At 56.5% G+C, this 14,627-nt stretch carries 14 protein-coding genes; 3 read left to right on the top strand and 11 right to left on the bottom strand.

Annotated features, from left to right (window positions below; genetic code table 11):
• The first annotated feature begins 90 nt into the window (after positions 1-90).
• Complete coding sequence (locus I2D57_RS08960; protein ID WP_006235302.1) at positions 91-435, top strand: hypothetical protein; 345 nt, start codon at positions 91-93, stop codon at positions 433-435.
• Positions 436-700: 265 nt separating this feature from the next.
• Here the strand turns inward: I2D57_RS08960 and I2D57_RS08955 are convergent, their stop codons facing one another.
• From I2D57_RS08955 to I2D57_RS08905, 11 genes are all read right to left on the bottom strand, one after another.
• Positions 701-1,966, bottom strand: a complete 1,266-nt coding sequence (locus I2D57_RS08955) for an ATP-binding protein (protein ID WP_195362221.1) — start codon at positions 1,964-1,966, stop codon at positions 701-703.
• A 271-nt stretch (positions 1,967-2,237) separates the two neighbouring features.
• Positions 2,238-2,507, bottom strand: coding sequence for a hypothetical protein (locus tag I2D57_RS08950; protein WP_195362220.1), 270 nt, complete (start codon positions 2,505-2,507; stop codon positions 2,238-2,240).
• A 99-nt stretch (positions 2,508-2,606) separates the two neighbouring features.
• The gene (gene dnaB, locus I2D57_RS08945; protein WP_195362219.1) at positions 2,607-3,965 is read right to left on the bottom strand and encodes a replicative DNA helicase; all 1,359 of its coding nucleotides are present in this window, start codon (positions 3,963-3,965) and stop codon (positions 2,607-2,609) included.
• Between the two features lie 139 nt (positions 3,966-4,104).
• Positions 4,105-4,917: a helix-turn-helix domain-containing protein gene (locus I2D57_RS08940; RefSeq protein WP_152067967.1), complete on the bottom strand. Its 813-nt coding sequence runs from the start codon at positions 4,915-4,917 to the stop codon at positions 4,105-4,107.
• Positions 4,918-5,076: 159 nt separating this feature from the next.
• Positions 5,077-5,265 (bottom strand): hypothetical protein, encoded by a 189-nt coding sequence (locus I2D57_RS08935; protein ID WP_152067968.1) that lies wholly within the window; start codon positions 5,263-5,265, stop codon positions 5,077-5,079.
• Between the two features lie 590 nt (positions 5,266-5,855).
• Positions 5,856-6,263, bottom strand: a complete 408-nt coding sequence (locus tag I2D57_RS08930; protein WP_152067969.1) for a hypothetical protein — start codon at positions 6,261-6,263, stop codon at positions 5,856-5,858.
• Between the two features lie 34 nt (positions 6,264-6,297).
• Positions 6,298-6,555, bottom strand: coding sequence for a plasmid partition protein ParG (locus tag I2D57_RS08925; protein ID WP_152067970.1), 258 nt, complete (start codon positions 6,553-6,555; stop codon positions 6,298-6,300).
• A complete protein-coding gene (locus I2D57_RS08920) occupies positions 6,545-7,150 on the bottom strand; it encodes a ParA family protein (protein WP_195362218.1) in 606 nt (201 codons plus the stop codon). The genes I2D57_RS08925 and I2D57_RS08920 overlap by 11 nt, the downstream gene beginning before the upstream one ends.
• A gap of 1,197 nt (positions 7,151-8,347) precedes the next feature.
• Entirely contained in the window at positions 8,348-8,527 is a 180-nt protein-coding gene (locus I2D57_RS08915; RefSeq protein WP_195362217.1) for a hypothetical protein, read from the bottom strand.
• Between the two features lie 143 nt (positions 8,528-8,670).
• On the bottom strand, positions 8,671-9,315 hold the full coding sequence (locus I2D57_RS08910) for a hypothetical protein (protein WP_229055727.1): 645 nt from the start codon (positions 9,313-9,315) through the stop codon (positions 8,671-8,673).
• A 65-nt stretch (positions 9,316-9,380) separates the two neighbouring features.
• Positions 9,381-12,680 (bottom strand): CAP domain-containing protein, encoded by a 3,300-nt coding sequence (locus I2D57_RS08905; RefSeq protein ID WP_195362216.1) that lies wholly within the window; start codon positions 12,678-12,680, stop codon positions 9,381-9,383.
• Between the two features lie 139 nt (positions 12,681-12,819).
• Here I2D57_RS08905 and I2D57_RS08900 point away from each other — a divergent pair, with 139 nt between their 5' ends.
• Both I2D57_RS08900 and I2D57_RS08895 read left to right on the top strand, forming a co-directional pair.
• Positions 12,820-13,038, top strand: a complete 219-nt coding sequence (locus tag I2D57_RS08900) for a helix-turn-helix domain-containing protein (RefSeq protein ID WP_226812479.1) — start codon at positions 12,820-12,822, stop codon at positions 13,036-13,038.
• Positions 13,039-13,173: 135 nt separating this feature from the next.
• Positions 13,174-14,439: an ATP-binding protein gene (locus I2D57_RS08895; protein WP_195362215.1), complete on the top strand. Its 1,266-nt coding sequence runs from the start codon at positions 13,174-13,176 to the stop codon at positions 14,437-14,439.
• Positions 14,440-14,627 lie beyond the last annotated feature (188 nt).

The raw sequence follows: 14,627 nt of genomic DNA, 5'->3' as shown, positions 1-14,627 counted from the left end.
TCGAGGCCGGCACGCTCGTGGAAAAGACCGAGTCGTCCTCGCAGACGCTCAAGCAGGAATACCTCGATACATACGAGCGACGTGAATGACATGAAACTATTTGAACAGCTGAAGTCCAATGCGTCGCGCATGGCTGTCTACGCCATCCTCGTGGCAACGGCTTTATGCGGAATCGCGGCACCCGTCTATGCGCTCAACGGGGAGAAAGGCGATGTCGAACCCGCGTACATGGCTTCGACGGTTAAGGACCGGTACAAAGCCTTCTCTGGAGACACGTTTTACGTAGCAGAGTACGACACGACCTACCGTCAGCTTCGCTACAACAAGGGCTACGACTATCTAGGCGCAGAGGCAATCAGCTATACGTCGGGTTGGTACCGCTCCAACTATGGACACATAACCCAGTTCAAGTGTAACTACCGTGTGTACAACTAAAGCAACCGGCCGGGACGAGGGGTGACGCAAAAGCGTCGCCCCTCGTTTTTAACCATGCCAGCTGAACCTGGTTCAGGCTTCGATGCAAGAAGAAGCAGGCCGAGGATAGGAGACATTAAGGCTAATAGCCCGAACTCGTTGCCCGACCGTCACTATTAGTGACTATTAGACAGGACTTGCGGACGATACAGCTAATAGTCGGTACTTGCAAATCACCCGCGTGTACCGAAAGGTATGGCAGGAGTGGCTGCCGATACGCTGCGCGCTAGATGCCGATCGTATCGATGGGTGCGATGGTGATGCCGTCCGGCGTCGTGTGGGTAGGCATCCCGAACCCGATGACGATGAGCTTAGCCGCAGGCGGTCTTTCCCCGCGCTCGACCAGCTTCCGCTCTAGGCGAAGCAGGTTCTCGGATGCCTCCGGCACCTGCGGGCTTCCCAGCTTGACCTCGACCGCGATCCATGACCCGTCGCGCCTGTGGACGATGGCATCGACTTCCAGATCGTCGGCGTCGTGGTAATGCGAGACGGAGGCGTCGTTGACCGCCGCATAGACCTTGAGATCGTGCAGGACGGTGGACTCGAAGAGCAGGCCGAGGGTCTTCGGGTCGGCCGTCAACGACTCGGGATTCGCGCCGAGCAGCGCCACGGCGAGCGAGGGGTCCGCGAGATGTCGCTTAGCGCCCTGGCGCAACCTCACCGGGGATCTGAGCGCCGGGTGCCACGCCGGGATGTCGTCGACGATGTTGATCCGTCGCAGCGCGTCCATGTAACTCGCAATTGTGTTCTTCGATATGTCGCCGTCCAGATCCCTTTCAATGGCTTTCGTGCCGGAAAGAGTCGACTCGTTGCGAGCGAGCGAGCAGAGCAGGGACCTGACCTTTTCCGGGTCGCGTCTCACTCCGTCGATTCTTGAGACATCGGATTCGCACACGCCATCGATATAGGCAGCCGATATCCGCATCGCTTCGGCGGTCGTCCTACCGACCGCCTGAGGCCAACCGCCGCGGCAGAGAATATCGGCAACACCGCTGATGCCATCGATGGACCCGAGCGATGTTTTAACGGGATCGCCTGCAAACAGCGCACCGATCGAAACCGCACCAGACGAGACGCCAAGTTCGGAAAGCGTCATGGTGTCCATCCGCAGGCGGGAGATGCGCCCGACGCCGCTGTGCATCGGTCGGTCCGCATCGTTCGGCGTCGCCGAGCCGGTAAGGATAAACTGCCCTGGTTCCCCTCCCCTCGCATCGCACTCGAAACGCACTGCGTCCCATAGCTTCGGCTCCTCCTGCCACTCGTCGATGAGTCGCGGCGCCGCACCGGTTATCGCCTGAGCCGGGTCGAGGCGAGCGAGTTGAAGCGCCGCGAAGCCGCCAGCGGGATCGGAGAGAGAAAGCGATGACTCCGCAAAGCGGTGCGCCGTCGTCGTCTTCCCGCACCATTTCGGTCCCTGAACAAGTACCGCGCCGAAAATGACGAGGTCTCGTTCGATCAGCCGATCGACGCATCGGTCTATATATCTATTCACTAGTGCACCCCACTTCTTAAACAGAGAAATTATACTGTTTATCTGCTGCGTTGGGACAATTGCAGGTAATTCATTGGGACAATTGCAGGTAATTCATTGGGACAATTGCAGGTTGAACTATGAAGCTTGCACTAAAAGAAAGCCTATAAGAATGTAGGATGCATATAGCGCACGGGAGCGCTTATAGGCTTGGCAGAGCCGGCGCCCTGCGCGGATGGAAACAGTTTGGGGTTTTCTCCCAGCAGCTGAAGCCGCCCTAGTAGGGGCGGCTTCAGTCATTTAAAGGGATGAGCTCGTGCATCTCTCCCTTACCGGAATCAAGCCTTTCTGCAGCTACCTCTAGGTGTTTCTGGTTCTCTTTGCTCCAGAAAGGATCAATTTCCTCGACCGGGGTTCCAGTGATCTCGGTGACATCGTCGGCATCGACCTTGAGCTTTGCGACGATTTCTTCCACCACCCGGCGCCGTGCCTCATCTTTGATCTCCTCGCCGACCTCGCCAAACTCCATCGACGGCCCGTCCTTGCTCACCGGTCCATACATATGGATCCCCCTTTTTCAATCCATCTATTGCGATAGATCTTCTAGAAATTGGGCAAAAGCGTATTCATGCAACGTTGCATGAGTACACAATACACCGCATTATCGCGCTACGTTTCTTGCGGCAACGTAGAACCGGCAGTACTCCGGCTTGAAGACGAACTCAACAGTCCCGGTCGCCCCCATTCGGTTTTTAGCAACGATGACATTCGCGATGCCCTTGGCCGGACGTCCATCCATGTTCGCCTCTCGATCGTCGGCTGAACGGTCCAAGAACATAACGATATCGGCGTCCTGTTCGATCGAGCCGGAGTCGCGAAGATCAGACAACTGGGGCACTTTTCCGACGCGATTCTCAACCTGCCGAGAAAGCTGGGATAACGCAATGACGGGAACGTTAAGCTCCTTTGCGAGGATCTTGAGCGAACGGGAGATCTTGCCGATCTGAACGTTCCTGCTCTCGAACTTGCTTCCCTTGGGATCATCAACCAGCTGCAGGTAGTCGACGATGATGATTCCCTTTCCTTGCCCGCGAAGCATGCGCCTCGCCTTGGCGCGAATGGACGCGACGGTCGTTCCGGGCGTGTCGTCGATGTCGATTGGCAGAGCACTCACGGATGCCACGATGTTCTCAGCCAGGGCGCGGTCGCCCTCCTTGATAAGCCCATCCCTGATGGCTCCGATGGTCAAGCCGCTTGAAGCGCCGGCCGACGCGCTCGCGAGTATGCGCTGTCCTATTTCGGTAGCAGTCATCTCCAGCGAGAAGAGGCATACCTTCGTACCAACGCTTGCGATCGATGTTGCCAGATTGATTGCGAAAGCACTCTTACCGACCGCTGGCCGAGCGCCGAGGACGATGAGCTGTCCAGGCTCGAACGAACCGATAAGCTCATCGAGCTTGGAGAATCCAGTTTTGACATGGTCCGTCGCTCCGCCCGTCCTGGTCGCCTCGGCGGAATCGAGGACGAGACGTAAAGCGCTTTCCATGCTCTTGTAATCGCTTGGGACGGATTGCTCGGTCGCGGCGAGAAAGGTGTCCTGGACTGCGGAGATGTATTCCGCGGTGTCTATCGGCGGGTTATTGGTTAGCGACGTTACTTCAGCGGTCGCGGCGATGACATTACGGCGAGCGGTGTCACGTCGCAGGATGTCAACGTAGTGCTCATACGACGCCTGAGCAAAGTCGTCCGAGATGAGTTCGATGACGTATGCCTCGCCACCGACGGCAGCGAGCTTTCCGCTGCTCCGAAGCCCATCGATGACGGAGACGCAGTCGGCCCCGATACCCTTCGCATCAAGATCGCAAATCGCCTTGAAGATCGTCCTGTTCGACGGAGAGAAAAAATCTGACTCCGTGCAACTTGCCACGATTTCCACGCGTGAAACGCGGTTCGTCATGGCGGCGGCCAGCACTTTCTTTTCTGCTTCGATGTTGGACGGGAGTTTCGTTGGTAACGGCATATTTGGCCTTCCTACTGCGTACCAATGCAACGTTGCATGAATACGCAGTTGAATAATTTGCTATTTTCTAGATATTTTCTAGAAAATATCTAGATTTATCCCTTAATGCGCACTGATGCAACGTTGCATCAGTGCGCATTTACTTGTTTCTCTTTCTCGACTTCTTGAGAATCGCTTCCAGTGCTCGTGTGCGGTCATCTTCGAGACGGACCGCAGCAACAGCGGCCCCCGACGCGATTTCCGGCACGACCTGCTTTCCCTGCTTCTTGAGCTCAATGAAACCTTGCTCGGCAAGATGCTTCCTAGCCTTTTGGAGCGCGGAGACGGAAATACCCAGGAGCTCTGCCAGCTCCGGGTTCTTCATCGCGCCGCGGGGGTGGTCCAGCAGACTTTGGGACACGAGGTCGCCGAACACGACACAGGCTGCATCGTGGAACGCATCACTTGCAAGCATGAATCGCGGCACGTGAAGGAACTGACCGCTAATCAATTCGCTTTTGGACATGCCGACAAAGTTACCGATTTCATCAAAGTCAACCGAAAGAGCCCCGCTTTCCGAGCGCACGACCCATCCCCAACCAACCATCTCGTTGATGGTTGTACTCACTCGGCACCGATCGATATCAAGTTCGACGGCCGTTGACTCACGAAGCTCGGAAAGACCAGATCCGATATGCGAGAGCAGGATAACGGTTCCGATCGAGCATTTGCGCCCATTCGGCATCGTCTTGCCAACCACCGAAACGAGACCGAGGCGCACGAGAAGCCATGGATAGTCCTTGAGCTCACGGGTTGCGACGGGGCGCTGCAGCACAGGCGCTGCAGCGGAAGTACCCAGATTGCCTCCACCAACCGAAAGCTCGGTTTGGAACACGAACGGCGCAGGGGCATCATTCGATTTTTCAGATTGACTGCCGACGGCGGCAGCCAGAGCGTTGGCCAAGCTGGTCATGATTATCACGACCTCTAGCCGACAGCATCATCTGCCAAGGTACATCCACAAAAACCAGCGGTAGAACCGAAGGTACTATGGTATGATGTCCTTGACAAATCGATATCACGTCGGAAAGAAAGACTCATTTGCTTGGCGGCTGCGAGTCTTTTTTTCTGCCTATTTTTCCTCATCGCCAGCCCGATCCTCGCGCTCATGAAGCATCTGGTTGCGCAAAAGCACGCCGATATACCCGGACTTGTTCATTCCGGTCTGCTCGGTAACCTCGGTAAGATAATCCACGAGCTCAACGGGAAGGGTGAGCAACACGCGCTTCTTGGACGGAGTTGCGTCCTTCTTGGATTCCATCTCAAATACCTTTCTGGCCGAATTTACATTGCAAATAGTATATCCGTATATATCACGATGTTCAAATATATTTCTTCACGGTTGAATGCGTTGTCATAACCCCTTAACGCGTACTCATGCAACGTTGCATCAGTACATAACGTTGCATGAGTACGCACATAGCGTTGCATGAGTACACATTTATGTTGCATCAGTACGTGATAAATAGGGGTTAACGTTGCATGAGTACATGTCCCTATATATGTAGAGAAAAGAGAATTGAGAATTAAGAGAGAGGGCCACAAGTGGCCTAGAACCCTTGCTTGAAACTCACTGAAAGACGAACGTCTTTTTGCAATCGTGAGGTGACTACAGATAGGGCATCTTTTTCAGCTGCTATCCATTCCGACATTCAGTCGACCTCACGTCTAGACCACGGAAACGGCCACAGAATCGAATATCTGACACTTTGGAACCAATTCGACCGTATTCCTCAGACTGCATTATTTCGATGCCTTAAATCGGATCTGAGAGCCTACAAGAAAGAAAAAGCACCTTCCGGTGCTCTTCTTGACTGACGTTTGATTAAGATATGTTCGCGAAATGCGATATCAGGATGCTTGTTCCAATTCTTCAATCAGATTGAGCAATCGGTTTACGGCTGGTCCTAGAAGGTCTGAAAGAGCGAGCGTGATTTCACTCCCTGATTCCTCCATTGCCATTGCGAGGCCCTTTAGGCCATGAAGCTCGATGGCGAACTTGTCGTAAATTTCGGCGCGCGTCTCCTCGGCCGTTTTCGTCGAGTCTTCGATGGCATCCTCTGGGATGGTGAACGAATCAATATTGTCGCTCTCTTCGAGCAGGCCGAGCAATCGGTTTACGGCTGGGCCGAGAAGGTCGGCCAGCGCGAACAGGGCTTCGTTTTCGGATGTGTTCATCACCTGCGAAAGCCCGCTGAGCCCGCAGAGCTCCGTGGTGATGTCGCCGCTGAGCTTCCTGCGTTTCTCGCTTTGAGTCATATCGGCTCCTTTTCTCATCGATTCCGAAACTAACCTATCGGTCTTCGTTTTCCGCCTCTTTAAGCAGTTCATCGACAGCGTTCTGCATCACAGCTGTCATCGTCCTGCCCTCCTGCTTGCAGTAGGCCTTCAGGGCTGCGTGCTTCTTTGCCGACACGTAAAACGTAATCATCTTGCGCTCGTCGGTCCCGGCATCACCCTTGTGTGCGGTGTCCTGGTTGTCCATGAGGCGCTTTTTGGCCGGCTTGGTGTTGTTGTTGGCAAATGCATTGAAGTTATTTTTAACGGCCATTCAGGGCCTCCCTGAGCTCGCTGTAGACGTCATCGTATCCGTAGAGTGCCGATCCGAACGGCAGCCCGAAGTAGCCCTTCAGGTCCTCCTTCTGGCGGATCGCCGTGTCGAAGTAGGAAATACCGCCGGCGGCAAGGTTTTCCTGCGCAGCCTTGAAACCGTTGGTGTTCGTCAGCACGCGGGTAAGAAGCACGGCGTACGGCCTCCCGTTCGCTTCCATCGTTTTCACGGTCTCGGCCGTTTTCACGAGGTCTGCGTTGCCGGTGCCAGTCGGCACGATGACGAAGTCCGACGCGTCCTGCGCCGCGTCCAAGATGGCCCCATTGGGTGGGCAATCGATGAAGGCCCAGCGGCCAGGATCGCCTTTGAACTTCTTCGCCGCCCGTTTGACGGTCGCGGGGTTCGCGGCGTCGACGGCGAAGGGAAGTTCCTCGCCGTTGTCCTCGGCGTTATCGGCCCAGAAGGTGGCCGATCCTTGCGGGTCCGCGTCGAGTACGACGACTTCCTTGCCGTCGCGAGCGGCGGCCGTCGCGAGCGCGATGCAGCTCGTCGTCTTGCCCACACCGCCCTTCAGATTGATCAGCGAAACGATCATTTTTGCACCGGTCCTCTCCATAATTCTTCTAGAACATTTCTAGAAACCTTCTAGATTCATTTTACCGCACCGCAATGCTCCATAACCCATGAATCCCTGCAAATCTAGAAATACTCTAGAAGTTTTATAGAAACTTCTAGAGTATTTCTAGATACAATCACGATCACGCGTACCTTTCTGGTTTGCGCCTTGATACGATAAATGAAGACTCAGTTGGGAGAGGGAGGGGGTTGTGGTGACTGGCTTTTGGCAAGTGTTTGCACTTCTGGGCCACCTCGGTTTTGCAACGGTCCTTACCGTATGGCCGAACGACTTCGGCCGTCATCCCCGCCTTATCCGTGCCATCGGCATTCTCGGGTTGATCACTGGCGCCCCGCGCGTTCTTCGATTTGGCCTAGCTATTTGAGAAGCGACGGCGCGGCAGACAAGCAGATTAAGGTGGAAGGAAATGACCAGGCGCCCACCGCGCCGCCATCCAAAGTGTATCGCTCGCCTTCAGCCTAATAGTTCCTAATAGTGCCCATGCACCTGACTATTAGCGACTATTAACCTAAAGACCCTGAAAATTCGTCTATTAACCGGTATTACCGCAGGAAGATAGCCAAATCCAGACGCCTCAACACCCGGAAGCCAACAATTTAATTCTATAATTCTTCTAGAAAATCCCTAGAAACCTTATAGAAGAATTATAGATTTAACTCATGCTGCGTCCCTTTTCGTTTCGGGCATACTGTCGGCAAGAAGACGATTTCAAGGAGGCGGACATGCTCCAGAACGTACTTGGCAGCGACGGACAGATGCACGCCGAGAACCAGGTCGGCAACATGAGAATCGACCTCACGACCGGTGAGACCAAGACGGTCGTTCCGTGAGCCGGTGGTATGAACACGGTCATTGGCCCCGACGGGACCCATACCGAGTTTCAGACCGGCCAGATGCGCCAGACTCTCGGTAAGCCCGGGTTCGACTGGTTGTTCAATAAGCACTGACAAACGGTCGGTAAAACATAGGCGCTCTTAAAAATATGTGAGCATAAGACCAGGCTAACATGTGCTCACAGACATATAGTCACAGCTGTAGATCGGTTTAATCCGCAGTCCGTAAGCTGAAGCTGCCTCAACGACCCGTGTCGGGCGAAACGCAAAAGGGGAATCCCTTTTGCGGGATTCCCCTTTCCGAGTCGTTATGCGATTTGTCCTACATCTGCCCGCGGCGCTTCTTCTGGTCGAGGAAGACGCCGGCCGCCACAAGGACGGTACCGCCGATGGCGAACGTCTCGCCGATGAGTCCCGCGCAGCGGACTCCGGGCGAGGGCTGGAGCAAGTTGATGGAAGACTTTACCGATTTGCGGAAGGTTTTGCCCGAAGCATCCGGCACCGCCGGATGCTTTTGGAACGGCCTCTCGTTTGATTGCTTTCCTATCGTTTGCTCCCAGACTGGGCGTCTAAAAAGGCGGCCGAACCGGCCGCCCACAAATAAATAAACATTTACCGAATGTAAGAGGAGAGGAACGATGCACATTACTCCCAGTGGCCGGCCACGTCGACGATCCAGTGCCTGCCGGTCGCCTGCTGCTCGTAATGTCCCTGGTCCTCGCTTGTGGTATATGAGTCGTCGGTGTAGCCATCATGGTTCTGACCTTGAGCATACATCGCGTCGCTATGGGCATAGAATCCGTTCTTCGAGTCGAAGGTCGCGCCGCAGGCGTTGCAGATGAAGCGGCCGTGGCGCACGTACACGACGTTCGGGACCCAGACCTGGCCGTAGTCGGTCTCCCAGTGGCCCTGCTCGGCAATCCACTTCTTCTGGCTACCGCCGTTGGAAGAAGAGTTATTGCTGCCAGAGCCCTGTGAATTGCCGGAATTCTGTTTGGACTGGGAGGAATCGCCCTTGCTGTCCGACTTCGAAGAATCGGAAGACTTGTTACCCTCCTTCTTGGAGTCATCGGACTTCTGGTCCTTGTCGTCGGATTCCTTCTTCTCCTCGGTCTTGGCTCCAGAGGTTTGCGCCGCCTTTTCTTCGCTCGCCTTCTTTTTGTCTTTATTCTTTACCGCTGTGGCGGCCCTTTCCGTAGAGCCGCTTCCTTGCTTTGCAACGCTGGCACATCCAAGTTGAGGTGCCGAAAGGCACACCAGAAGCGCAACGATAATAGCCTTTGTTCTCACACCGATCTCCCTGTCCATGAAACCGGGCGTTGGACACCAGCCGATATCCAACGCCCGGCTCGCTTTTACATCTGCTCGCGGCGCTTCTTTTGATCGAGGAAGACGCCGGCTGCCACGAGGACGGTACCGCCGATGGCGAACGTCTCACCGATGAGTCCCGCGCGGTCACCGGTCTGGGCGAGGCTGCCGGGCTGAGCGGTATCCGTTCCGGCGAGGTGCTTCGGGGTGTATGCGGCCTGCTGCTTTGCGACCTCCTCTGCCTCCTGTCGTGCGATCTCATCGGAAAGCTTCTGCTCCGCTGCGATGCGGTCGGACTTCGCCTGCTCGTAGGCGGCGAGTGCCGCATCATTGCCGGACTGGAGCCCGTCCACCGCGGCCTGCTTCTCGTCCAGGATGGCCTTGGCGGGTGCGACCTTGGCACGTGCCTCGACTGCTGCGGCGAAAAGCGCGTTGAGGGCGTCATCCGCGTTCACATCATGGCCGGAAGCGATCGCCGCGCCGGCATCGATGGAGTTCAGCTTCGACAGCTTGGCGTCTGCCTGCGCCTTCGCCTGTTCGGCGGCGGAGACCAGGGACTCGGCGGCGGCGGTATCCGCCTTCGCGGCATCGAGGGCGGCCTTGGTGTCATTGACGGCCTTTACTGCATCCTGCTCGCGCTGCTGTGCCTCTGCGAGCTTCGCGGCAAGATCGGTGAGGATGTCGAGGTTCGACTGTGCGTCCTCGAGATCGGTCTGGGAGCCGGTAAGCCTGTCGGCGGCAACGCCGGTGCCGGCCTTTGCGGCATCGACGGCACGCTGGGCATCCGCGAGGGCGCGTGCGGTGGCGTCCGCCTTTTGCTCGGCGGCGGCGAGGACGGTCGCCTTCTCGACCTGATCGGCTGCCGCCGCGTCATGGGCGCTCTTTGCTGTATCGAGCGCCTTCTTGGCGTCGGCGACGTCCTGGAAGAACTTCGCGAGATCGGCGTTCGCAACCGTGACGTCCTGCTGCTTGGCCTCGGTGTCGGCCTTTGCGGCATCCAACTTAGATTGTACGGTCGTTACGGCTGCGTTGGCGGCATCAAAGGCGACCTGCTTCTGCTGGACGGTCGACTTTGCCGTATCGACTGCCGCGTTGGCGGCATCGAGGTCCGATTTCGCCGCATCAAGCTCGGTCTGGGCAACCGTGACGCCCTGCTGCTTGGCGGCGACATCAGCCTTGGCGGCATCGACGGCACGCTGGGCATCGGTGACGTCCTGCTTCGCGGCATCGACACCTGCCTGTGCGGAATCCGCTGCGACCTGCTTCTGCTGGACGGTTGTGGCGGCGCCGGCGGCTGCCTGCTGCTTGGATGCGAGATCGGCCTTGACCGCGTCGAGTGCGCTCTTGGCGTTCTTGAGACCGTTGATATAGGAGGTCAGCTTCTGCTCGTACTCGTCGACGGAGATGGCTCCGGTATTCCAGCCCGAACCGGCCCAACCGCCGTATTGCAGCGTGAGCGAGAACGTCAAACGGGTGTCATCGTTCAGACCGCATCCCATGACAGCATAGTCAGGGTTGATGATGTTCATGTAATGACCGATACGGTAGTAATCGAACTTGTCCTGGTTGGCATACCAGAAGTCGTAGGCGTCCTTTCCGGAAAGATTCGTCGCACCAAGGGAAGCTGCAGTCTTGTCAAACAGATCCTTTTCCTGATAGATCCAGGCCTTGCAGGGGTCGCGATAGCTCCAGGCAAGGTTTTCACCGACATCGAACTGCTGGGCATGCTCTACATTTTTCGTCGAATAGTTTGCATCTGCAATCGCTGCCGCAATGAGCTTATAGCTTACCTCAAGCTCGGAAAGGCCGACGGACTTACGGTAGGCGTTCACGTTCTTCATGACCGTGATGGACGAAAGCATGTTTTCAAGGCCCGTTGCGTCGAGACTGTTTCCGATCTCGGTGTAGTCCTTGTACGTGCAGTTCTGGATGATCTCGATGGCTGAATCGGCACCCATGGCACGGAAGAAGCCGATGGCTCCCTGCTTGAGCTGCGCGTCGGCGGAATCGAGTTTCGCCTGTGCCTCGTCGACCTTCTGCTGCGCGGCGGTCACGGCGGCGTCTGCGGTATCCTTTGCGGCCTTGGCGTTCGCAAGCTCTACATCGGCGGCCGCCTTGGCGGACTCAGCGTCCTTGACAGCCTGCTTCGCTGCATCCAGCTTGGAGATGGCGTCGACGTTCGCCTGCTTGGCGGCATCGAGGTCGGCGTTCGCGGCATCGAGTGCGGACTGGGCGGCGTTCACACCGGATTCGGCATCGGCCGCGGCCTGCTGCTTTACGGAGAGGGACGCCTGGGCATCATTCAGGTCGGCCTGTGCCGTTGCCGCAGCGGACTGTACCTGCTCGAGCTCGGACTCGCACTGGGACTGTGTCGCTCGTGCGGCAGCGAGGGCTGCCTCCGCGTCCGCGACCTTCTGTTTTGCCGCATCGTACTCCGGACCGTTGGCGCCTGCCTCCGCTGCGGCGAGGTCTGCTTTCGCCTTCTCGTAGGCGGCGCTGGCGGCTGCGGCCTTCGCATCCGCCGCGTCCTTGTTCTGCTGGGCTGCGGCGAGGACGGCATCGGCGGAATCCTTTGCAGACTGGGCCGCAACCAGCTTGGACTGGGCATCGGCAAGCGTCGTGTTGGCGTTGTCGAGATCGGTCTGTGCCCTGTCCACGGCAGCCTGGGCGTCGCGCACGGCCTGCTCGGCGGCACTGATTGCCTCCGGGGTGGCGCTTACGGCATCGGCCTTGGCTTTATCGAGGGCGTCCTTGGCATCTTGGGCCGCCTTGAGGGCGGACTGGTACGCTTCGTCCTTCTCGGACGCATCCGCCTTGGCGTCTGCGAGACCCGCCTTCGCCTGCTCGAGGTCCTTGCCGGCGGCATCGGCGGCGTCCTTGCCCTCTGCGACCTGACGGGCGTACTCGTCCATTGCCGCTCGGTCAGCTGCCGTACCGGCGTTGACTGCAGAATCGTAGGATGCCTTGGCCTGGTCGCGGGCGGAAGCCGCCTCGTTGTAGGGACCGGCGGCCTCATCGTAGGCTGCCTTGGCGGCGTCCTCCTTCGCCTTCGCCTCGTTGACTGCCTTCTGCAGGTCCGCGATGGTCTGTGCGGCGGATTTCGCGCCGGTACCGGATGCCGCGCCGGCGTGGGCGGCGATCGGCGACATCACGGCGGGGTGCTGCGTGCCCCCGTCACCGGTCTGGGCGAATGCCGTGAACGGTGAGATGAGGCTCGATCCGGTCATGGCGGCCATGGTCGCCGCGGTGACGGTCAGACGCGCGATCCCCTTCGGAGTGTGAATCTTTTTGTTTGGCAGTGCGGCGAAGTGATCGCCACCGGCAGCGAAGTGCTTTCCCTGGGTCATTGTGCTGTTCCATTCCTTTTCCGTGCCCTATCCGACTGGGCATCAGAGCGCTTTCCAATAGAGATAATTATGCGCCTTAACTGGGATTATTGTATATAGTCCGTTGTCTTTTATACAACAATCCATGACTCTTTTTGTCATGGATACGACGCTTCAGAAATCATTCGGCATGAGATGCAAAGAGCTCCGCGCTGGACTCGGGTGCAGTCAGGAGCAGTTCGCCAATTTGATTGAAATGGATCGTTCCTACTACGCGAGCATTGAAGTCGGTCGGCGTAATGTCAGCCTCTCAAATCTCAAGAAGATTGCCGACGGATTTCAAATCACCATTTCGGAGCTCATGCGCGGTGTTGAGTAGATGATTTTCACTTCGTGCATGTTTAATCTGTTTCGTTAACTGAAATGCGTAAATCTGGTTAATCAAAAAAGCAAAATTTGGTTAAATGAAAACGGTAAATTTAGTTAAACGCACTGGTAATCAATGGTGAAAAACATGCCAAAAAAGTACTACACTCGAATTATCGAAAATGAGCTCGACCAGATGTTAGGGATATTCGGTGCCGTTCTCATCGAAGGACCGAAATGGTGTGGAAAGACAACCACAGCCGGGACCCGTGCGGCGTCCAGGCTCCTTCTCATGGATCCGTCGCGCAACTTCGAGAATCGTTTGCGTGCCGAGACGGACCCGGCGCTTGCCGTTTCCGGCGAGGTGCCGCGGCTAATCGACGAATGGCAGGAGGTTCCGAAACTTTGGGACGCGGCACGGTTTGAGTGCGACAACCGCGGCGGCGAGCCTGGCCAGTTCATATTTACGGGGTCGGCGACACCGCGAGACAATGAGCGGCCGATGCACAGTGGTGCTGGAAGGTTCGCTAAATTGCGCATGGATACCATGACGCTTTTCGAACTTGGGAAATCTAGCGGTGCGGTCAAGCTGTCGAGCATTATTTCTGGCGAAAAGTTCAATGGCGCTTTCGGGTCGTTGGATTCTGCCTCGATTGCCGAGTGCGTTGTTCGCGGCGGATGGCCCGCGGCGGTCGGGCGCGATGTGCTGGCTGCGTCGGCGATGGCAAAACGTTATATCGGCATAGTTGCCGAAGAAGATTTGTCTCGTGTTGATGGCTCTCGACGCGATCCCGAAAAGGTCAAAGCTGTTATCGAATCGCTTGCGCGCAATGAATCCACTTTGGCGACACTCAAGACGCTCGTAGCTGATCTTGGTGGAGAGGTATCGAGACAAACGGCAGCATCGTATATATCTCTTCTCGCTCGGGTCAGCTTCGTTCGCGATATTCCCGCATGGAATCCAGCAATGAGATCTCCTGTGCACTTAAGAGAATCAAAGAAGCATCATCTTGCTGACCCGTCACTTGCGGCCGCTGCACTCGGGGCGACTCCGGAGACCTTGCTGCTAGATTTCAAGACGCTTGGACTACTTTTTGAATCGCTGGCACTCCATGATTTGTGGGTTTATGCACGAGCAAACGGAATGAGTCTCTATCACTATCACGATTCTCGTGATCTAGAGGTCGATGCAGTCATTGCGGCTCCTGGTGGGACCTGGATCCCGGTCGAAGTTAAACTCAGCTCTGCTCAAATAGAAGAGGCATCTGACAATCTTGTTGCTGTCGAGGAACGTATGGTTGCTGCTGGAAACACCCCGCCGGTTTCTAAAGTAGCGATTATTGGATTTGGCTCACAAGCCTATGTTACCGACCGCGGCGTCCAAGTTGTTCCCTTGGATGTTCTTGCGCCGTGATGCTGCGGGCGAAGTGAAATCGACGCCGCAGTTTTTAGATTTGTTTTCTGAGATCTAAACCGCGAAACGCAAAATTTCGCCGCCTGGTTCTTCGTTTGATTCGAAACGCCCGCGACCGAAGGTCGCGATCATAGGCGGCTTGACCGCCGCATGAAAACCGACTCGCTAATCCGAATCGCAATGCGGGC

It is taken from the genome of Collinsella aerofaciens (assembly GCF_015553355.1).
In the GTDB taxonomy this organism is placed as follows: Bacteria; Actinomycetota; Coriobacteriia; order Coriobacteriales; family Coriobacteriaceae; genus Collinsella; species Collinsella aerofaciens_V.
The sequence above is the reverse complement of the archived record's forward strand: the minus strand, read 5'-3'. Positions and strand labels throughout refer to the sequence as shown.